The organism is Streptococcus urinalis 2285-97 (assembly GCF_000188055.2).
Taxonomy (GTDB): Bacteria; Bacillota; Bacilli; order Lactobacillales; family Streptococcaceae; genus Streptococcus; species Streptococcus urinalis.
The window spans coordinates 1,663,495-1,685,013 of the sequence record NZ_AEUZ02000001.1 but is presented as its reverse complement, the minus strand read 5'-3'; the positions used below and the strand labels follow the sequence as shown (position 1 = coordinate 1,685,013).

Here is a 21,519-nt window from a genome sequence, read left to right as displayed (position 1 = left end):
GTACACTTAAGGAAACTATGATAAAATGAAACGATAAGACTTTCGAAAGGAATTAGAATGGCAAATATTCTACGCAAAGTCATTGAAAATGACAAAGGCGAAATAAGAAAATTAGAAAAAATTGCAAAAAAAGTAGAGTCATATGCTGATGAAATGGCAAATTTATCAGATGCCGACTTGCAAGCAAAAACTCCAGAATTTCAAAATCGTTATCAAAATGGTGAAACATTAGACCAATTACTTCCAGAAGCTTTTGCTGTTGTTCGAGAAGCTGCAAAACGTGTTCTAGGGTTATATCCCTACCGTGTCCAAATTATGGGGGGGGTTGTTCTCCATAATGGTGATGTCCCAGAAATGCGTACTGGTGAAGGTAAAACGTTGACTGCCACAATGCCAGTGTATCTAAATGCACTAGCAGGTGAAGGGGTACATGTTATTACGGTCAACGAATACCTTTCAACTCGTGATGCAACTGAAATGGGTGAAGTCTATAGCTGGCTGGGCTTATCAGTTGGGATCAATTTAGCGGCTAAATCACCCGCTGAAAAGCGTGACGCTTATTTATGTGATATTACATACTCAACAAACTCAGAAGTTGGCTTTGACTATCTAAGAGACAATATGGTAGTTCGTCAAGAAGATATGGTTCAAAGACCACTTAATTACGCACTTGTCGATGAAGTTGACTCTGTTCTTATTGATGAAGCAAGAACACCTTTGATTGTTTCTGGTGCAGTAAGTTCTGAAACAAATCAACTTTATATCCGTGCTGATATGTTTGTTAAAACGTTATCAGAAGAAGATTATATCATTGATGTTCCAACTAAAACCATTGGATTATCTGATTCAGGGATTGATAAAGCTGAAACTTACTTTAGTCTTGCTAACTTGTATGATATTGAGAATGTAGCATTGACTCACTTTGTGGATAATGCTTTACGAGCTAACTATATCATGCTTCTTGATATTGATTATGTTGTCAGTGAAGAAGGTGAAATTTTAATTGTTGATCAATTTACGGGTCGTACAATGGAAGGTCGTCGTTTCTCTGATGGTCTTCACCAAGCTATTGAAGCTAAAGAAGGCGTTCGTATCCAGGAAGAGTCAAAAACAAGTGCATCCATTACGTACCAAAATATGTTCCGCATGTACAAAAAACTTGCAGGTATGACTGGTACTGCCAAGACGGAAGAAGAAGAGTTTCGTGAAGTTTATAATATGCGAATCATTCCAATCCCAACTAACAAACCAATTGCACGTCTTGATAATACTGATTTGCTCTATCCTACATTAGAATCAAAATTCAGAGCTGTAGTAGCTGATGTCAAAGCACGTCATGAGAAGGGACAACCAATCCTTGTAGGTACAGTGGCTGTTGAAACAAGTGATTACATTTCGAAAAAGCTTGTCGAAGCAGGAATCCCTCATGAAGTTTTAAATGCTAAAAACCACTTCAAAGAAGCACAAATTATCATGAATGCCGGTCAACGCGGAGCGGTTACAATTGCGACCAATATGGCTGGTCGTGGTACTGATATTAAACTTGGTGAAGGTGTTCGCGAATTAGGCGGCCTTTGCGTTATTGGTACGGAACGTCATGAAAGTCGTCGTATTGATAACCAATTACGTGGGCGTTCTGGACGTCAGGGGGACCCTGGTGAATCACAATTTTATCTATCCTTAGAAGATGATTTGATGAAACGATTTGGTTCAGAACGAATTAAAGTTTTCCTTGACCGTATGAAGACTGATGACGAAGATTTGGTTATCAAGTCAAGAATGCTTTCAAGACAAGTTGAGTCAGCTCAAAAACGTGTTGAAGGTAATAACTATGATACGCGTAAGCAAGTCTTGCAATACGATGATGTCATGAGAGAACAACGTGAAATCATTTATGCCAATCGTCGTGATGTGATTACAGCTAACCGTGATTTATCTCCTGAAATAAAAGCAATGATTGAACGAACGATTAATCGTGCGGTTGATGCTCATAGTAGAAGTAATCGTAATGATGCTTTAGAAGCTATCTTGACTTTTGCAAGAACCAATCTCGTTTCAGAAGAATCAATTGGTATTAAAGATCTTAAAGGTAAAAAAGATGCTGAAATCAAGTCATATCTTGTAGACCGAGCATATAAAGTCTATGAAGAGCAAATTTCAAAACTGAAAGATCAAGATGCTATTCTTGAATTCCAAAAAGTCTTGATATTAATGGTTGTGGATAATAAATGGACAGATCATATTGATGCATTGGATCAATTGAGACAATCAGTTGGTCTACGTGGTTACGCCCAAAATAATCCAGTTGTTGAATATCAGTCAGAAGGATTTAGAATGTTCCAAGATATGATTGGTGCAATTGAATTTGACGTCACAAGAACGATGATGAAAGCACAAATTCATGAGCAAGAAAGAGAACGTTCAACTGAGCGCGTGACAACGACATCAGCTCAAAATATTAAAGCTAAAAAATTAGACTTTGATGATTTGGAAGGTGACATTGATTTTAGTAATGTTAACCGTAACGATCCTTGCCCATGTGGTTCAGGTAAAAAATTTAAAAACTGTCATGGTAAAAAACGCTATTAATCATCAATAAAAGAAAGAAAAACTAGCCTTTGCTAGTTTTTTTGGGAATAATAATGATAATTGGACATGGAATAGATTTACAAAACATTTCTGCAATTGAGAATGCTTATCAGAGACATCATTCATTTGCCAGTCGTGTTTTAACGAAACAGGAAAAAGAAAAGTTTGAAAGCTTAAAAGGTCAAAGGCGAATGACTTATTTAGCTGGAAGATGGGCTGGGAAAGAAGCTCTTTCGAAAGCCCTTGGTACGGGAATTGGTCAACTGTCTTTTCAAGATATTGAAATATTGAATGATGACAAAGGCGTACCCTACTTCTCAAAATTAAATTTTGATGGCAAAGCCCACATCAGTATCTCACACAGTGGTGACTATGTTGAAGCAAGTGTCATTTTGGAGGATGTAAGATGATTTCAAGTATTCACAGACCGACAATAGCTAAGATTGATTTAGATGCTATTTCGTTTAATATTTCTCAAGTGAAAGGTCATATCGCAAAGGATAAAAAAGTTTATGCAGTTGTTAAAGCAAATGCATATGGTCATGGTGCTGTACAAGTATCAAAACACCTTCTTAAACAAGTGGATGGCTTTTGTGTATCAAATCTTGATGAAGCAATAGAGCTTAGACAATCAGGTATCGACACAGAAATTTTAATTTTAGGGGTTGTAATGCCTGAAGTGGTTTTACTAGCAAAAGAAAATAAGATTACTTTAACAGTAGCCAGTCATGAGTGGTTAGAGGAAGCAAAAAAACTTGGCATAAACCTATCTGGTTTACATGTTCATGTTAAAGTGGATTCAGGCATGGGAAGAATAGGAGTAAGAAATGCAAATCAAGTAAATAAACTACTGAAAGCATTAAGTGAATGTGGTGTTATTGTTGATGGTATTTTTACTCATTTTGCGACTGCTGACGAAGCATCAGAAACCTATTTTAATCAACAATTAAGTCGTTTTAAATCTATCCTATCTAATATAGATAATTGTCCTAAATGTGTTCATGCAAGTAATTCAGCTACAAGTCTTTGGCATTCTGAAACTATATTTAATGCAGTACGCTTAGGAATTGTTATTTATGGTTTAAATCCAAGTGGTAAAGATCTTGAGTTGCCATATCCTTTGAAACCAGCATTAAGTTTAGAATCAGAATTAATACATGTCAAAGAATTAGAAAAAGGGTCTAAAATTGGATATGGTGCAACATATGAAACAACAAATCAAGAAATAATTGGGACCGTTCCGATTGGTTATGCTGATGGTTGGACTAGACATTTAAAAGATTTTTCAGTTTTAGTAGATGGTCAATATTGTCAAATTGTTGGTCGTGTTTCGATGGATCAAATTACCATAAAATTACCCAAAAAACTACCCTTAGGCACTAAAGTTGTTTTAATTGGTAGAAGTAATAATGAGGTAATTACAGCTACAGATATTGCTAACTATTGTGATACCATCAATTATGAAGTCTTGTGCTTATTAAGTGATAGAATACCAAGAAAATACTAATTAATATATAATTTAATAGACAAATTTTAAAATAATGTTATAATGATTAGAGAAAAAATAAAGAAAGTGAATATATGAAAAAACAAAAAATATTCACTCTGATGATGCTAATGGCAGTATTATCACCAAATGCAAATGTCTTACAAGCATATGCTGAAGAGACTAATGCAAATGAAAGTCATTTAACATCAGAAGAGTCAGTCAAAAGTGTCCCTGAAAATAACGAGAGTTCTTCAGAAAAGACACAAACTTCTCAATCATTAAGTACAGACTTAAGTCAATCTAGCACTGTACCAACATCACAATCCTTGACAAAACCAAGTGATTCTAATGGTAATGCAAAAACTGAAACGACTAGTCAGAGTCAAGATGTCAATGCTAATCAGACATCAAAAACATCTGAAATGCCTGATAAGTTAGAAGAGACTAAAAATAAAAAGTCTACACAAGTACCAAAAAGTGATAGTGTTAGTCAACAAGTTATTCCATCTAAGACTGTTTCGCCAAATCTCAGTCAAGAGAAAACCAATACAGTCCCTGTTGTTAAAGAAACGAATACACAACAACTGAGTTCTGCCATTTTTGATACGATCAATTTACCTTCTGTAAATGTAGCAGATGCTTATGTAGAACACTGGAGTAGTGGAAATGCTTATACACATCATTTAATGTCAAAACGTTATGGTATTACAGCTCAACAATTAGATGGCTACTTACAATCAACTGGTATTCATTATGATTCCAATCGCATAAACGGACAAAAGTTATTAGAATGGCAAAAAATAAGTGGACTTGATGTCAGAGCGATCATCGCTATTGCTATAGCTGAAAGTTCACTTGGAACTGCAGGTGTCGCAACACATAAAGGTGCCAATATGTTTGGCTATGCGGCATTTGATTCTAATCCAAACTTTGCACGTCATTTTAATGATGAAAAGGCACTTGTAAAATTAACTCAAGAAACCATTCTACAAAATCAAAATCAATCCTTTGCCATTCAAGACCAAAAAGCAAAAAAACTGTCACAAGGTTTCTTAGATGTTGCCTTAGATGGTGGTGTCTACTTTACTGATACAAGCGATAGTGGTAAAAAACGTGCTCGTATTATGGAAGAAATTGATCGCTGGATTGATCAACATGGGGGAACACCAGCTATTCCTGAATCACTTAAGTTAAAATCATCTACAAGTTTTGATATGGTTCCAGTTGGTTTCAAAACAATGAAGGCAAATGTTGTTATTAATTACACAGCTGCAACATATGCTTGGGGACAATGTACTTGGTATGTTTATAACCGGGCAAATGAGTTGGGGTATCACTATGACCCATATATGGGCAATGGTGGAAGCTGGCAACATAAAGCTGGTTATACAACTAGTCATAAAGCGGAAGTAGGATATGCCGTTTCATTTTCACCTGGACAAGCAGGTGCTGATAGAACTTATGGGCATGTTGCCATCGTCGAACAAGTACGTGAAGACGGTTCAGTCCTCATTTCAGAGTCCAATTGTCTTGGTTTAGGTGTTATCTCTTACAGAACTTTTACGGCTGAACAAGCTAGTCAATTAACTTATGTTATTGGTAAAAAATAAAGAAACTGAGCTAGACTCAGTTTTTTTGTTATAATAACATTAAGAATGAGAGGTTAAGATGGATTTAAATAGCCCAATTTCAGAACTTAAAGGTTTGGGACCAAAATCAGCAGAGAAGTTTTTAAAGCTTGAGATCATTACTATAAAAGATCTGTTACTTTATTTTCCATTTCGATACGAAGATTTTAAACAGAAAAAAGTCTTTGACCTAATAGATGGGGAAAAAGCTGTTATAGTTGGTCAGGTTGTTACACCAGCAAATGTTCAATATTACGGTTTTAAACGAAACCGTCTCAGTTTTAAATTGAAGCAAGATGAAGTGGTTATTAATATTTCATTCTTTAATCAACCTTATTTAGCGGATAAAATAGAGTTAGGCCAAGATATTGCAGTATTTGGGAAATGGGATCAGAAGAAAACAGCGATTACAGGTATGAAAATTCTTATTCAAACGGAAGATGATATGCAACCTGTTTACCATGTCGCTCAGGGAATTAGTCAGTCTTCTCTTGTTAAAGCAATAAAATCAGCTATGAACACCCAGTTGCTTGAAGAACTTGATGAAAATCTCCCCGATTTACTATTAAAAAAATATAGACTTCTTGATCGAAAAACAGCTGTTAGAGCAATGCATTTTCCAAAAGATATTAATGAATATAAACAAGCTCTAAGAAGAATTAAATTTGAAGAATTATTTTATTTCCAAATGCATTTGCAATTGCTTAAAGCACAGAACAAAGAATTGACAAATGGTATAGCTATCCCTTTTAAACAACAATTAGTTAATCAGAAGATTTACCAACTTCCTTTTACGTTAACAAAAGCTCAAAAGGTAAGTTTAGAAGCAATCTTAAAGGATATGTCATCCGGTGCACACATGAATCGTCTGTTACAAGGTGATGTTGGTTCAGGGAAAACCGTTATTGCTAGTTTGGCTATGTATGCTGCATATACAGCAGGATTTCAGTCTGCTTTAATGGTTCCAACGGAAATTTTAGCAGAACAACATTATATGAGTCTAAGGGAATTATTTCCTGATTTATCTATTGCGATATTAAAATCTGGGATGAGAGTAGCAGAAAAAAAGCCCCTCTTAAAGGCTATACAAAATGGCTCAGTTGATATGATTGTTGGGACTCATGCCTTAATTCAAGATGGTGTTAATTATGCTAATTTAGGTTTGGTTATCACAGATGAACAACATCGATTTGGGGTTAATCAAAGGCGATTATTTAGAGAAAAAGGAGAAAATCCAGATGTACTTATGATGACAGCAACGCCAATTCCAAGAACATTAGCCATAACAACCTATGGTGAAATGGATGTTTCAATAATCAACGAACTTCCAGCTGGACGAAAACCGATCATAACGAGATGGGTAAAACATCAGCAATTTGATACTGTACTTGAATGGTTAAAAAAAGAAGTCCAAAAGGAAGCTCAGATCTACGTGATTTCGCCTTTAATAGAGGAATCTGAAACTTTAGATTTAAAAAATGCTGTTGCATTAGAAGAAGAATTGAAAAATTACTTTTCAGGACAAGCAACTGTCGCCTTACTTCACGGGAAAATGAAAAATGATGAAAAAGAGAAAATCATGCAGTCTTTTAAAGCAAAAGATATCGATATTTTAGTGTCAACAACGGTTATTGAAGTTGGTGTGAATGTTCCGAATGCAACTATCATGGTTATCATGGATGCAGATCGTTTTGGTCTCAGTCAATTACACCAGTTGAGAGGGCGTGTCGGACGAGGAACAAAGCAATCTTATGTGATTTTAGTAGCAAATCCAAAAACTGAATCTGGTAAAGAACGAATGACTATCATGACAAAAACAAATGATGGCTTTGAGTTAGCAGAGGCAGATTTAAAAATGCGAGGTTCTGGTGAAATTTTTGGAACAAGACAATCAGGCATTCCAGAATTTAAAATAGCTGATATTGTTGAGGATTTTAATATCATGGAAGAGGCTAGACGAGTATCCTCTGAAATAGTCTCACATACCCATTGGAGGAATGATCCTAATTGGTCTGTGATTGTAAAACACCTTAAAGAGCACGGTGATTTTGATTAACATTTATTTTATTAAAAATGAAGGATATTAGTTAATTTGTTAAGGTAAATCATGTAAAACGATTTCAAAAATGTTATACTAACGAAAATAAAAGTTTTTAGTGAGGAAAAAAGATGAAAACACAATTAATTGGACAAACGGACCTTGAAGTGTCTAGAATTGCCTTAGGTTGTATGCGCATGGCTTCTTTAGATACTAATGCTGCTGTTAAAGTCATCAATAGTTCATTTGACAATGGTATTAACTTCATTGACCATGCTGATATTTATGGTGGAGGAGAGTCTGAAATAACCTTTGCAAAAGCTCTAAAAGAAACTAATATTAGTCGTGATCAATTGTTCATTCAATCAAAATGTGGCATTAGACAAGGTTATTTTGATTTCTCAAAAGAGCATATTGTGACTTCAGTTGATGGTATCTTGACAAGATTGGGCATGGATTATCTAGATTTTTTAGTTTTACATCGTCCAGATACATTAGTTGAGCCTGATGAGGTTGCTGAAGCATTTTCTATGCTTAAAAAGTCAGGAAAAGTAAGACATTTTGGAGTTAGCAATCAAAATCGTTTTCAAATTGAATTATTACAAAGTTATTTAGAAGAACCACTTGCTGTTAATCAATTGCAGTTATCGCCTGCTCATACGCCAATGTTTGATTCTGGTTTTAATGTGAATATGAAAAATCAAGCTAGTGTGGATCATGAAAATGGTATTGTTGACTATTGTCGTTTGAAAAAAATGACTATTCAGGCTTGGTCTCCGTTTCAAATTGATCTTGAAAAAGGTTTGTTTTCAGGAAATTCAGAGTATAAAGAATTGAATCAAACGATTTCAAAATATGCTGAAAAATATCATGTATCTGATGAAGCTATCATCATAGCATGGATTTTGAGATATCCTGCAAAAATGCAAGCTATTATTGGATCAATGAATCCTGAGAGAATTGCAAAAATTTCCAAAGCCTATGATGTTAACTTAGAAAGATCTGAATGGTATGATATATATAGAAGTGCTGGAAATCAATTACCATAAAAAAAAGATAGGTTTGACCTATCTTTTTTAACCTTCAATATATTCTTTTAACTCATTTCCCTCAAGCCCAGCATTTAGAGCGATGATAAGTTTAAGTCTAGCCTTAGCGGCGTTTAATTCTTTGACGAACATAACACCTGATGCTTCTAATCGAACACCTCCACCTTCGTAAGCATAGACAGGCTCGGCAACACCATTAAAACAGCGTGATACCAGAACAACTGGGACACCTTTCTCAATTAGCTCAGACAATTCACGAGCAGCACTTGGTGGCACATTTCCTGCTCCAAGTGCTTCAATTACAACACCATCAACATTTTCAGGACCTAAAATACTAATAATACTACCTCGTCCCATTCCAGCATAAGCTTTAATAATAGGAACGGTTCCAGAAATAGCTTTTAAATCAAAACGAATTCGTGGTTCAGCAGTTTTGAAAAATAAAATATCATGTTTCATGACAATACCAAGCGGACCGTGAGTAGGTGTTTGAAAGGTTGAAATATTGGTTGTATGGGTTTTTGTGACATATTTAGCGGCATGGATTTCATCGTTCATCACAACTAGGACACCTTTATCATGAGATTTAGGATGACTGGCCACTCGGAGTGCTGTAATAAAATTGTATATGCCATCACTTCCAATTTCATTAGAACTTCTCATTGCTCCAGTTATGATAATTGGAATATTAGGAATTGACATAGTATCCAAAAAATAAGCAGTTTCTTCTAGAGTGTCTGTACCGTGAGTAATAACAACACCATCAAATTGATCAGCTTTAGATTTGATTTCTTGATAAAGTGCTAACATGTGCTTTAGTGTCATATGAGGACTAGGAATATTGAAAAAATCAATTGTTGTTAGATGAATGTTAGGCAACTTCAAATCTGAAGGAGCCAATAGATGATTTGTCTCAGAAGTAGCAACTTGACCATCTTCATTAATAGTCATAGAGATAGTGCCACCAGTATGGAGAACAAGAATTTTTTTCATTGTTTTCAAACTTCTTTCAAAATTGTGTTATAATCTATTTTAACATAAAAGGAAGAGAGCAAAAAAAGGTTTTGGCAATTAAAGCAGTATTTTTTGATATTGATGGCACATTATTAAATGACCGTAAAAGTATCCAAAAATCAACTAAAAGAGCGATTCAACGGTTAAAAGCACAAGGGATTTTTGTCGGCCTAGCCACTGGTAGAGGTCCTGGTTTTGTGCAGCCTTATATTGAAAATTTAAATCTGGATTTTGCCATTACTTATAATGGTCAATATATTTTGACCAGAGATAAAGTTCTTTATCAAAATCAACTTCCAAAATCATCCATATATAAAGTCATACGATTTGCTAATGATCGAAAAAAAGAAATTTCTCTAGGAACATCATCTGGACTTATTGGTTCACGCATTATTGATATGGGAACAAGTTCTTTTGGACAAATGGTAAGCACCGTTGTCCCTAAAAAAATGGCCAAGACTGTTGAGGGGAGTTTTAAACATTTAGTTAGACGATTTAAACCACAAAGTTTCGACCATTTAGTTACTATTATGAAAGAACCTGTTTATCAAATCGTGATGGTGGCTACAGAGTCTGAGAGTCAAGTCATTCAAGAAAAATTTCCTCATTTAAAATTGACGAGAAGTAGTCCCTATTCTGCTGACCTTATTTCATTGGGACAATCAAAGGTTAAAGGTATCGAGCGTTTAGGTAATATGTTTGGATTCGACTTATCCCAAGTCCTTGCCTTTGGAGATTCTGATAATGATATAGAAATGTTGACAGAAGTTGGTTTAGGCATTGCTATGGGGAATGCCTCGGATTTGGTTAAAGAAAAATCTGATTACACAACTGCATCTAACAATAATGATGGCATTTCAAAAGCTTTAGCGCATTATGGACTCATTCATTTAGATGTTGAAAAATCTTTCACCAGTCGTGATGATAGTTTCAATAAAGTTAAAGATTTTCATCGTCTAATGGATGGTGAGACAGTTGAGACACCAAAAGTTTATTCATTAGAAGAAGCTGGTCATAGAGCAGATTTTAAAGTCGAAGAAATTGTGGAGTTTTTATATGCTTCTAGCCAAGGAGATAAAGCAGACTTTACACAATCTCTCATAAATTTACATCAAGCGATTGATAAGGCAAGTCAAAAAGTACAGTCAAAAGAGCATGCAGAAACGCCACTGGTTGGTCAAGTTGATGCTTTGATGGATCTTTTGTATTTTACTTATGGCTCATTTGTGCTAATGGGTGTTGATCCAAAACCTATTTTTGAAATTGTTCATGAAGCTAATATGGGAAAGATATTTCCAGATGGGCAAGCGCATTTTGACCCAATAACGCATAAGATTTTGAAACCTGATGATTGGGAAGAAAAATTTGCACCTGAACAAGACATCAAAAAAGAAGTTGATCGACAAATGCAAAAATCACTGAAAAAATAAAAAACTCCAGTCAGTCTGGAGTTTTTTTATTAAAGTGTTTTTTCGCTATCACGAACGATTAACATATCCACTTTAGTATGGCGCAAGATATATTCTGAGGATGAACCAATAAGAAGTCGCTCGAAGGTGTTTAATCCTGTTGCTCCCACCATAATTAAGTCCACTTTTTCTTTGTCAGGAATATCAATCGCAAGCAAGGTTTTTGGATTTCCAAATTCAATAACTTGGCGAACATTTGTGAGACCCTTTTCACGTGCTTGTCTTTCATAGTCAGACAAAACATCTTTAGCTTCTTGTTCAAGTTTTTCATAAATGTAAGTATCAAAAGTTGCGACGCTTTGTAGGGCTCTTGTGTCAATGACGTGAGTTAAAAGCAATTCTGCTTGGTTTCTGAGTGCGACATTGACGCCTTTTTCAAAGGCTAATTCAGATTCGTAGGAACCATCAATCGCAACAAGTATTCGTTCATATTTTTGAGACATCTTCTTGCCCTCCTTGATTTTATGATAATATTATACCTCTTTTCTGAAAGAATTGAAAGCGTTTGATTAATCTTTTCTTAGAAATACCTCTCATAGAAAACTCTTTCAATTTAAAAAAAATTGGTTTATAATATATTTTACGAGGTAAAAAAGCTATGAAAACTTTTGATAAATCATCCAAACTAGCTCATGTTGCTTACGATATCCGTGGTCCAGTATTAGACGAAGCAGATAGAATGATTGCCAATGGTGAAAAGATTCTTCGCTTAAATACAGGTAATCCAGCTGCATTTGGATTTGAAGCTCCTGATGAAGTCATTCGTGATCTGATTTTAAATGCCAGACAATCTGAAGGCTATTCAGATAGTAAAGGATTATTTTCTGCTCGTAAAGCGATTATGCAGTATTCTCAATTAAAAGGGATACCAGATGTCGATATAAACGATATTTACTTAGGTAATGGTGTTTCAGAACTCATTTCAATGTCACTTCAAGCACTTTTAGATCAAGATGATGAGGTCTTGGTTCCAATGCCAGACTATCCACTTTGGACAGCCTGTATCAGTCTAGGTGGTGGAAATGCGGTTCATTATCTTTGTGATGAGTCGGCAGACTGGTATCCAGATATTGATGATATCAAATCAAAAATCACAAGTAAGACTAAAGCGATTGTAGTTATTAATCCCAATAACCCAACAGGAGCGCTCTATCCTAAAGAGATTTTAGAAGAAATTGTTGACATTGCTCGTCAAAATGATCTAATCATTTTTGCAGATGAGATTTATGATAGGTTGGTTATGGATGGCGGCGAACATATTGCCATTGCTAGCCTAGCACCTGATGTTTTTTGTGTCTCCATGAATGGTCTTTCTAAATCACATCGAATAGCTGGTTTTCGTGTTGGTTGGATGGTGCTTTCTGGACCTAAAAACCATGTAAAAGGTTATATTGAAGGCTTAAACATGTTAGCTAATATGCGCCTTTGTTCAAATGTTCTTGCTCAGCAAGTGGTGCAAACCTCATTAGGAGGTCACCAATCTGTTGATGAGCTCTTGCTTCCAGGTGGTCGTATTTTTGAACAACGTAATTTCATTTATGACGCTATTAATAATATTCCGGGACTTTCAGCGGTGAAACCCAAAGCTGGATTATATATTTTTCCAAAAATCGACCAGTCAATCTATCGCATAGATGATGACGAACAGTTTGTTCTTGATTTGCTTAAACAAGAAAAAGTCATGCTTGTTCATGGTAGAGGATTCAACTGGAAAAATCCTGATCATTTTAGAATAGTCTATCTACCAACTGTTTCAGAATTGTCAGAAGTGCAAGAAAAGATCACTCGTGTTCTTTCAAAATATAGAAGATAATTTATTTTCTAATCTTTATGTTTCGATAAGTAGAGAAATAGGATAAGTAAGCTTATCTCTCCTTTATTAGGAGGGATTTTTCTAATTTTCTAATTTTCTAATTTTCTAATTTTTTAAAAATGAATTCGCTTGCAAGGAATTATCAAAAAAGTAAATAATTTTCTGATAATTCCTTGCATAATCAAATCCTCTTTGTTATAATTGAGACGCAAAATTATTCAAAGGATGAGAAAGAATGCCAAATTTATTACAACAAACACGTCGTATTACATCGATTTTACAACGCACAGTTGACAGTCTTGATTCTGAATTACCTTATAATACTATGGCAGCACAGCTTGCTGATATCATTGATTGTAATGCATGTATTATCAACGGTGGTGGTGCATTGTTAGGTTATGCGATGAAATATAAAACAAACACTGATCGTGTTGAAGAATTTTTCGAAGCCAAACAATTTCCAGAAGAATATGTGAAATCTGCTAGTCGCATTTACGATACTGAAGCAAATTTACCTGTTGAAAATGACTTAACAGTCTTTCCAGTGGAATCAAAAGATATTTATCCAGATGGTTTGACAACTATTGCACCTATTTACGGTGGTGGTATGCGTCTAGGGACACTTATCATCTGGCGTAATGATAAAGAATTCAGCGATGATGATTTAATTCTTGTTGAAATTTCAAGTACCGTTGTTGGTATCCAACTATTGAATCTTCAAACTGAAAACCTTGAAGAAACCATCCGTAAACAAACGGCTGTTAATATGGCAATCAATACTTTGTCATATTCTGAAATGAAAGCTGTAGCAGCTATTTTAGGAGAACTTGATGGCAATGAAGGACGTCTTACGGCATCAGTTATCGCTGATCGTATTGGGATTACACGCTCAGTGATTGTAAATGCCTTACGTAAGCTTGAAAGTGCGGGTATTATTGAAAGTCGTTCATTAGGTATGAAAGGAACTTACCTAAAGGTTATCAATGAAGGTATCTTCGATAAATTGCAAGAATTCTAATAAAAAAAGCCTAAAGCATCTGACTTTTAGGCTTTTTTGATGTTATATTTTTCTTGACACCCTTATTAGATTAAGGTATGCTATTTCCAATTTGAAAAAGTTGAATGAAAAGAGGATGAAAATGAAAGCTGTTATTTCAGTTGATTACACTTACGATTTTGTAGCAGATGAAGGCAAATTAACTGTTGGAAAACCAGCTCAATTAATTGAAACTGCTATAGCTGAAGTAACTGAAGCTGCGTTTAATGCTGGTGATTTTATTGTTTTTGCTATTGACTGTCATGAAGAAAAAGACACTTATCATCCAGAGACTCGTTTATTTCCACCACATAATCTTAAACACAGTGCTGGTCGAAATCTTTATGGGCAATTAGGTGATTTTTATAAAAAACATAAAAACAAGGAACAGATATACTGGTTAGACAAAAGGCATTATTCTGCATTCTCAGGAACTGATTTGGATATTAGGTTAAGAGAACGTTGTATTGATACGGTTATGATAACAGGTGTCATGACGAATATTTGTGTTTTGCATACTGCTATTGATGCTTACCAACTAGGTTATAAAATTGAACTATCACCAAGTGCAGTAGCAAGTATAAATGAGACAGACCATAACTGGGCAATTAATCATATGCTAACAGTTTTAGGTGCAAAATGCATTGTCTAAATCAAAGAAAGTGATGTATAGACTATGGAAACTATTTCAGTAAAATCATTAAACGAACTAATGGCAAAAGAAGCTATCAATCTAATAGATGTTCGTGAAAAAGAAGAATATGATTCTTTTCATATCCCTTGTGCAAAAAACATACCACTTAGTGATGTCTACCACGACAAAATGTCTCTTGATAAAGAAGATACCTACTACATCGTTTGTAAAGGTGGGACACGTTCACGAAAAGCTGCTGAATTTTTAGCAGATCATGGATATAATGTTGTTGATGTTATGGGTGGAACATTAGCTTGGGGTGAAATGTTTCCTCGTTCATAATGTTTTATTTCACTCGATATAATCTGGCAAGGAGCCAGCTTAAATTAATCAAAGTGTGATATAATAAACTAGACTATGTCTTTTTATTGACATATAAGAACTTGCAGAAATACAAGGAGACACGAAATGAAAATTTCTGAAGAAGAAGTTCGCCATGTTGCTCATTTATCAAAGTTATCTTTTTCTGATAAAGAAACAACAGAATTTGCAACAACTTTGACAAAAATAGTCGATATGGTTGAACTCTTAAATGAAGTAGACACAGAAGGCGTAGCCATCACCTCAACAATGGCTGATCGTAAAACAGTTATTCGTCAAGATGTAGCTGAAAAAGGAACAGAACCTAAATTACTATTTAAAAATGTCCCTGAAAAAGAAGGGCATTATATTAAAGTTCCAGCAATCTTAGAAGATGGAGGAGATGCATAATGTCATTACATGATAAGACAATTGAAGAATTACATGATCTCCTTGTAAAAAAGGAAATTTCAGCCACTGAATTGACAAAAGAAACGCTTGCTGATATCAAAAAGAGAGAAGAATTAGTTGATTCTTTTATTACAATTGCTGAAGAAAAAGCGTTGGCGCAAGCCGAAGCAATCGACCAATCTGGAATTGATGCATCAAATCTAATGAGTGGAATTCCTTTAGCAGTTAAAGATAATATTTCAACATCTGGTATTTTAACAACAGCTGCTTCTAAAATGTTATATAATTATGAACCAATTTTTAATGCAACAGCTGTCGAAAATGCTTTAAACCAAGGAATGATTCTGATTGGGAAAACCAATATGGATGAGTTTGCTATGGGCGGATCAACAGAAACATCTTACTTTAAAAAGACCAAAAATGCTTGGGATCAAACAAAAGTTCCAGGAGGTTCTTCAGGTGGTTCAGCTACAGCAGTAGCATCAGGACAAGTTCGCTTATCTCTAGGATCTGATACAGGAGGTTCTATTCGTCAACCAGCAGCCTTTAATGGGATTGTCGGTTTGAAACCAACCTATGGTTCTGTTTCGCGTTATGGGTTGATTGCGTTTGGATCTTCATTAGATCAAATTGGGCCATTTGCTCCGACTGTCAAAGAAAATGCACAGCTATTAAATGTTATTGCCAGCCAAGATAGCAAAGATTCAACATCTGCACCTATTGAAGTGGGGGACTATACTAGTAAGATTGGCAAAGATATTAAAGGGATGAAAATTGCCTTACCAAAAGAATATCTTGGTGAAGGTATTGACCCTAAAATCAAAGAAAATATCTTAGAAGCGGCTAAAACATTTGAAAAATTAGGTGCCATAGTTGAGGAAGTCAGTCTTCCACATAGTAAATATGGGGTTGCAGTTTATTATATCATTGCATCTTCAGAAGCATCATCTAACTTACAACGGTTTGATGGTATTCGTTATGGTTTTAGAGCAGATGATGCTAAAAGCTTAGAAGAGATTTATGTGAATACGAGAAGTCAAGGATTTGGTGATGAAGTTAAACGTCGTATAATGCTTGGGACATTCAGTTTATCATCAGGTTACTATGATGCTTACTTTAAAAAAGCAGGTCAAGTGAGAACACTAATTATTCAAGATTTTGACAAAGTATTTGCTGACTATGATTTAATTTTAGGACCAACTACACCAAATGTTGCATTTGATTTAGATACATTAAGTCATGACCCGGTTGCTATGTATTTAGCTGATTTATTAACAATACCGGTTAATCTAGCAGGTTTACCTGGAATTTCAATTCCTTCAGGATTTGTTGAAGGACTTCCAGTAGGCTTACAATTAATTGGACCTAAGTACTCAGAAGAAGTCATTTATCAAGTTGCTGCTGCTTTTGAGGCAAGTACAGATTATCATAAACAACAACCAATTATTTTTGAAGGAGGACGCTAATGAATTTTGAAACGATAATTGGATTAGAAGTCCATGTTGAATTAAACACAAATTCAAAAATTTTCTCACCTTCTTCAGCTCATTTTGGGGAAAATCCAAATACCAATACAAATGTCATTGACTGGTCTTTCCCAGGAGTACTTCCTGTAATGAATAAAGGTGTGATTGATGCGGGTATTAAAGCTGCTCTGGCTTTAAATATGTCTATACATCAAAAGATGCACTTTGACCGCAAAAATTATTTTTATCCTGACAATCCAAAAGCTTACCAAATTTCTCAATTTGATGAGCCAATTGGTTATGATGGTTGGATTGATATCAATTTAGAAGATGGCTCGACTAAAAAAATTAGAATTGAACGTGCTCATCTTGAAGAGGATGCAGGGAAAAATACTCATGGAACAGATGGTTATTCTTATGTTGACTTAAACCGTCAAGGTGTTCCTTTGATTGAGATTGTTTCAGAAGCTGATATGAGATCGCCTGAAGAAGCCTATGCTTATCTAACTGCATTAAAAGAAATTATCCAATATACTGGTATTTCAGATGTCAAAATGGAAGAAGGATCAATGCGTGTTGATGCCAATGTGTCATTAAGACCATACGGACAAGAAGCATTTGGAACAAAAACTGAATTGAAAAACTTAAACTCCTTTTCTAATGTTCGAAAAGGGTTAGAATTTGAAGTTGCTCGTCAAGCGAAACTATTGCGTTCAGGTGGTATTATTCGTCAAGAAACACGCCGTTATGATGAAGCAAATAAAGGCACAATCTTGATGCGTGTTAAAGAAGGTGCGGCTGATTACCGTTATTTCCCAGAACCTGATCTGCCATTATTTGAAGTTGATGATGCTTGGATAGAAGAAATGCGAAAAGATTTGCCGCAATTTCCAGCTCAAAGACGTCAACGTTATGTTTCTGAATTAGGCTTATCAGCTTATGATGCACAGCAATTAACAGCAACAAAAGCCTTGTCTGACTTTTTTGAAAAGGCAGTTTTAATTGGTGGTGATGCTAAGCAAGTTTCAAATTGGTTACAAGGTGAAGTCGCACAATTCTTAAATAGTCAATCTAAATCAATTTTAGAAATTGAATTGACACCTGAGAATCTAGTTGAAATGATTTCTATCATCGAAGATGGTACCATTTCATCTAAAATTGCTAAGAAAGTTTTTGTGCATTTGGCTAAAAATGGCGGTTCTGCGCGTGATTATGTCGAGAAAGCAGGACTGGTTCAAATTTCAGATCCAGACGTACTTATTCCTATTATTCATCAAGTCTTTGCAGATAATGAAGCTGCAGTTGCTGACTTTAAAGCAGGAAAACGCAATGCTGATAAAGCTTTTACAGGTTATTTAATGAAGGCGACAAAAGGTCAAGCAAACCCACAAGTTGCCTTGACTTTATTAGCACAAGAACTAGCTAAATTAAAAGACTAAAAAATCAGTCTAAACTGATTTTTTCTCAAACTCAATGGATGGCATATGAAAGTTAAATATGGAACTCTTCTGGTTTTATCTGCTGGAACAGCGTGGGGTATTTCGAGTGTATCTGGTCAGTATCTCATGTCACACGGGATGGCAGTTAATCTTTTGACTTCTTTGAGACTCTTGATTTCAGGTATTGTGATAACATTTTTAGCTTTTCTCATTCAAAAAGAAAAATTTATATCACTAATCAAGAAAAAAGAAAACATATTGACACTTTTTATCTTTAGTATATTAGGATTGTTAATGAATCAACTTGCTTTTTTGTCGGCAATCAAATTTACTAATGCTGGGACAGCTACAGTATTACAATACCTGTCACCAGTTCTCATTTTACTTTATGTATCACTGACCAAGAAACAATTGCCAACTTTTGCAGAGCTTTTATCAATACTCTTTGCTATTTCTGGGACATTAATCATGTCGACACATGGTCAAATCACACATATGGCAATGACACCTAAAGGTCTCTTTTGGGGATTATTATCTGCATTTACTTATTCTGTTTATATTATATTGCCAGCTCAACTCATAAAAAAATGGGGAAGTTTGAGTGTTATCGGACTTGGAATGTTAATTGCAGGAATTATTTTTCCAATTATTACCAAATCATGGCAATACCATGTATCATATGATAGTAAAACAATACTTGCTTTGTTTGGTATCATTGGGGTGGGAACTGTTTTTGCTTATACCGTGTTTTTGATGGGAACTACAATTGTCGGTCCTGTTAAAGGAAGTTTATTAGCATGTGTCGAGCCGATAGCATCAGTTGTTTTTGCAATTGTAATTATTAAACAACATTTTTATCCTATTGACTTTTTAGGAATGACACTAATATTAGCAGCTGTTTTAATAATCAGTTTAAGAGATAAAGTAATTAACAAAGAAGCTGTCAAAATAGTTCGAGATGACATTGAAATATAAAGGAGACATTATGATTTTGTCATTAATTGTAGGCGCCATTATTGGTTCCATTGCAGGTAGAATAACTGAAAATAATAATCGCATGGGATGTATTACTAATATTGCTGCTGGGCTTATTGGCTCTTCAGTAGGTCAAGCACTATTTGGAAATTGGGGACCACATTTAGCTAAAATGGCTATTTTTCCATCTATTCTAGGAGCAGTAATAGTTGTAGCAGTGGTTGCTTATTTTCTTGATAAACGCTAAAAAAGAGCTAGCAAAAGCTAGCTCTTTTTCATATAGTCGAAACGACAAAAGTAGCATTAGATGTCTTATCTTCTAAATTTTTCAGGCTACAAGCTTATTATAAATAATTTATGTAATATTTAGATAACAAAAATATGTCCTTTAATTACAAAATCATTGCTGTAATCAGCTTTTTTGAAAATAAAATAGTTTTTTAAAATGTTTTATGCTAAAATATAAAAAAATTATGGAGGCATGGTATGAAAGCAATTATCACAGTAGTAGGAAGAGATAGTAAAGGAATAGTAGCAGGAGTTTCTGGAAAAATTGCAGCGTTGGGTCTAAATATTGATGATATTTCACAAACTGTTTTAGACGAATATTTTACAATGATGGCGGTTGTTTCTTCTGAAAATCATTTGGATTTTACAACATTGCGTGATGATTTAACTCAATTTGGTAAAACTTTGAATGTTAAAATTAATATCCAAAGTGCTGCCATATTTGATGCTATGCATAATCTATAGGAGAAAAAAATGGATATTAGACAGGTCAAAGAAACGATTGACATGATTGATGAACAACATTTTGATATCAGAACCATTACAATGGGGATTTCTTTACTAGATTGTATCGATACTGATATTGATAAGGTTTGTGATAAAGTCTATCGTAAAATTGTTGACAAAGCTTCAAATCTAGTTACAGTGGGTAATCAAATCGCAGCAGAATTGGGTATTCCAATTGTCAATAAGCGGGTATCAGTGACTCCGATTTCTTTGATTGGGGCTGCAACTAATGTGGACGATTATACACCTATTGCAAAAGCTATGGATGCCGCTGCTGAAGAAATTGGAGTAGATTTTATTGGTGGTTTTTCTGCATTAGTTCAAAAAGGCTATCAAAAAGGCGACGAGATTCTTATCCAATCTATTCCTAGAGCTTTAGCAGAAACCAATAAAGTATGTGCTTCTGTTAATATTGGGTCAACTAAAGCTGGAATCAATATGACAGCAGTTGCTGATATGGGAAAGGTTATTAAAGAAACAGCTGATTTATCAGATATGGGTGCAGCTAAATTAGTTGTATTTGCAAATGCGGTCGAAGACAATCCTTTTATGGCAGGTGCTTTTCATGGTGTTGGTGAGGCGGATGTTGTTATCAATGTTGGCGTCTCTGGTCCAGGTGTTGTCAAAAGAGCACTAGAGAAGGTAAAAGGTGAAAGTTTTGATGTTGTTGCAGAAACTGTCAAAAAGACTGCCTTTAAGATTACTAGAATTGGTCAATTAGTAGGTCAAATGGCCTCTGAAAGATTAGGTGTAAAATTTGGAATTGTGGATTTAAGTTTAGCACCTACACCTGCAGTTGGGGACTCAGTTGCCAGGGTTTTAGAAGAAATGGGCCTTGAAGCAGTAGGAACACATGGTACTACGGCTGCCTTAGCTCTCTTAAATGATGCTGTAAAAAAAGGCGGCGTTATGGCCTGCAATCAAGTTGGAGGTCTTTCAGGAGCATTTATTCCTGTTTCAGAAGATGAAGGAATGATTGCTGCTGTACAAAATGGTTCTTTAAACCTAGAAAAACTTGAGGCGATGACGGCAATTTGTTCAGTAGGACTAGATATGATCGCTATCCCAGAAAAAACACCGCATGAAACAATTGCTGCTATGATAGCTGACGAAGCTGCTATTGGTGTTATTAACCAAAAAACAACAGCTGTCCGTATCATTCCGAAAGGGAAGGAAGGAGATCTGATTAATTTTGGTGGTTTATTAGGCATGGCACCTGTTATGTCTGTTAATAAAAACTCATCAAATGCCTTTATTCAACGGGGTGGACAGATCCCTGCACCTATTCATAGTTTTAAAAATTGATTATTTTCA

Annotated in this window: 20 protein-coding genes; 18 read left to right on the top strand and 2 right to left on the bottom strand. The window is 35.1% G+C overall.

Annotated features, from left to right (window positions below; genetic code table 11):
• Window positions 1-57: 57 nt before the first annotated feature.
• The 6 genes from secA to STRUR_RS08585 all read left to right on the top strand — a co-directional run bounded on the left by secA (window position 58) and on the right by STRUR_RS08585 (window position 8,793).
• Window positions 58-2,589 carry a preprotein translocase subunit SecA gene (gene secA, locus STRUR_RS08610; RefSeq protein ID WP_006738879.1) on the top strand — a complete coding sequence of 844 codons (2,532 nt, stop codon included), beginning with the start codon at window positions 58-60 and terminating at the stop codon, window positions 2,587-2,589.
• A 53-nt stretch (window positions 2,590-2,642) separates the two neighbouring features.
• Window positions 2,643-2,999, top strand: coding sequence for a holo-ACP synthase (gene acpS / locus STRUR_RS08605; RefSeq protein ID WP_006739345.1), 357 nt, complete (start codon window positions 2,643-2,645; stop codon window positions 2,997-2,999).
• Complete coding sequence (gene alr, locus STRUR_RS08600; protein WP_006739828.1) at window positions 2,996-4,096, top strand: alanine racemase; 1,101 nt, start codon at window positions 2,996-2,998, stop codon at window positions 4,094-4,096. The genes acpS and alr overlap by 4 nt, the downstream gene beginning before the upstream one ends.
• A gap of 74 nt (window positions 4,097-4,170) precedes the next feature.
• Window positions 4,171-5,688: a CHAP domain-containing protein gene (locus STRUR_RS08595; protein ID WP_006740283.1), complete on the top strand. Its 1,518-nt coding sequence runs from the start codon at window positions 4,171-4,173 to the stop codon at window positions 5,686-5,688.
• 58 nt (window positions 5,689-5,746) lie between these two features.
• Complete coding sequence (gene recG, locus STRUR_RS08590) at window positions 5,747-7,762, top strand: ATP-dependent DNA helicase RecG (protein WP_006739863.1); 2,016 nt, start codon at window positions 5,747-5,749, stop codon at window positions 7,760-7,762.
• Between the two features lie 113 nt (window positions 7,763-7,875).
• The gene (locus STRUR_RS08585) at window positions 7,876-8,793 is read left to right on the top strand and encodes an aldo/keto reductase (RefSeq protein ID WP_006740311.1); all 918 of its coding nucleotides are present in this window, start codon (window positions 7,876-7,878) and stop codon (window positions 8,791-8,793) included.
• Window positions 8,794-8,820: 27 nt separating this feature from the next.
• Here STRUR_RS08585 and STRUR_RS08580 read toward each other — a convergent pair whose 3' ends face one another.
• Window positions 8,821-9,786, bottom strand: a complete 966-nt coding sequence (locus tag STRUR_RS08580) for an asparaginase (protein ID WP_006740750.1) — start codon at window positions 9,784-9,786, stop codon at window positions 8,821-8,823.
• 71 nt (window positions 9,787-9,857) lie between these two features.
• Here STRUR_RS08580 and STRUR_RS08575 point away from each other — a divergent pair, with 71 nt between their 5' ends.
• On the top strand, window positions 9,858-11,237 hold the full coding sequence (locus tag STRUR_RS08575) for a Cof-type HAD-IIB family hydrolase (protein ID WP_006738533.1): 1,380 nt from the start codon (window positions 9,858-9,860) through the stop codon (window positions 11,235-11,237).
• A gap of 29 nt (window positions 11,238-11,266) precedes the next feature.
• Here the strand turns inward: STRUR_RS08575 and STRUR_RS08570 are convergent, their stop codons facing one another.
• The gene (locus tag STRUR_RS08570) at window positions 11,267-11,719 is read right to left on the bottom strand and encodes a universal stress protein (RefSeq protein ID WP_006740012.1); all 453 of its coding nucleotides are present in this window, start codon (window positions 11,717-11,719) and stop codon (window positions 11,267-11,269) included.
• Between the two features lie 155 nt (window positions 11,720-11,874).
• On the opposite strand from STRUR_RS08570, the gene STRUR_RS08565 reads away from it, so the two are divergent.
• The 11 genes from STRUR_RS08565 to STRUR_RS08515 all read left to right on the top strand — a co-directional run bounded on the left by STRUR_RS08565 (window position 11,875) and on the right by STRUR_RS08515 (window position 21,510).
• Window positions 11,875-13,089, top strand: coding sequence for a pyridoxal phosphate-dependent aminotransferase (locus STRUR_RS08565; RefSeq protein ID WP_006738849.1), 1,215 nt, complete (start codon window positions 11,875-11,877; stop codon window positions 13,087-13,089).
• Window positions 13,090-13,324: 235 nt separating this feature from the next.
• Window positions 13,325-14,107: a GTP-sensing pleiotropic transcriptional regulator CodY gene (codY, locus tag STRUR_RS08560; protein ID WP_006739450.1), complete on the top strand. Its 783-nt coding sequence runs from the start codon at window positions 13,325-13,327 to the stop codon at window positions 14,105-14,107.
• A gap of 121 nt (window positions 14,108-14,228) precedes the next feature.
• Window positions 14,229-14,777: a cysteine hydrolase family protein gene (locus STRUR_RS08555; RefSeq protein ID WP_006739971.1), complete on the top strand. Its 549-nt coding sequence runs from the start codon at window positions 14,229-14,231 to the stop codon at window positions 14,775-14,777.
• Window positions 14,778-14,801: 24 nt separating this feature from the next.
• On the top strand, window positions 14,802-15,101 hold the full coding sequence (locus tag STRUR_RS08550) for a rhodanese-like domain-containing protein (RefSeq protein WP_006739800.1): 300 nt from the start codon (window positions 14,802-14,804) through the stop codon (window positions 15,099-15,101).
• Between the two features lie 126 nt (window positions 15,102-15,227).
• Window positions 15,228-15,530, top strand: coding sequence for an Asp-tRNA(Asn)/Glu-tRNA(Gln) amidotransferase subunit GatC (gatC, locus tag STRUR_RS08545; protein ID WP_006740259.1), 303 nt, complete (start codon window positions 15,228-15,230; stop codon window positions 15,528-15,530).
• The gene (gene gatA, locus STRUR_RS08540) at window positions 15,530-16,996 is read left to right on the top strand and encodes an Asp-tRNA(Asn)/Glu-tRNA(Gln) amidotransferase subunit GatA (RefSeq protein WP_006738966.1); all 1,467 of its coding nucleotides are present in this window, start codon (window positions 15,530-15,532) and stop codon (window positions 16,994-16,996) included. The genes gatC and gatA overlap by 1 nt, the downstream gene beginning before the upstream one ends.
• A complete protein-coding gene (gene gatB / locus STRUR_RS08535) occupies window positions 16,996-18,435 on the top strand; it encodes an Asp-tRNA(Asn)/Glu-tRNA(Gln) amidotransferase subunit GatB (RefSeq protein WP_006739725.1) in 1,440 nt (479 codons plus the stop codon). Before gatA ends, gatB begins: the two co-directional genes overlap by 1 nt.
• A 45-nt stretch (window positions 18,436-18,480) precedes the next feature.
• Window positions 18,481-19,410, top strand: coding sequence for a DMT family transporter (locus STRUR_RS08530; protein WP_006738915.1), 930 nt, complete (start codon window positions 18,481-18,483; stop codon window positions 19,408-19,410).
• 10 nt (window positions 19,411-19,420) lie between these two features.
• Window positions 19,421-19,657 (top strand): GlsB/YeaQ/YmgE family stress response membrane protein, encoded by a 237-nt coding sequence (locus STRUR_RS08525; RefSeq protein ID WP_006739338.1) that lies wholly within the window; start codon window positions 19,421-19,423, stop codon window positions 19,655-19,657.
• Between the two features lie 239 nt (window positions 19,658-19,896).
• Window positions 19,897-20,163 carry an ACT domain-containing protein gene (locus STRUR_RS08520; protein WP_006740270.1) on the top strand — a complete coding sequence of 89 codons (267 nt, stop codon included), beginning with the start codon at window positions 19,897-19,899 and terminating at the stop codon, window positions 20,161-20,163.
• 9 nt (window positions 20,164-20,172) lie between these two features.
• Window positions 20,173-21,510, top strand: a complete 1,338-nt coding sequence (locus tag STRUR_RS08515) for a PFL family protein (protein WP_006738856.1) — start codon at window positions 20,173-20,175, stop codon at window positions 21,508-21,510.
• The last annotated feature ends 9 nt before the right edge of the window (window positions 21,511-21,519 follow it).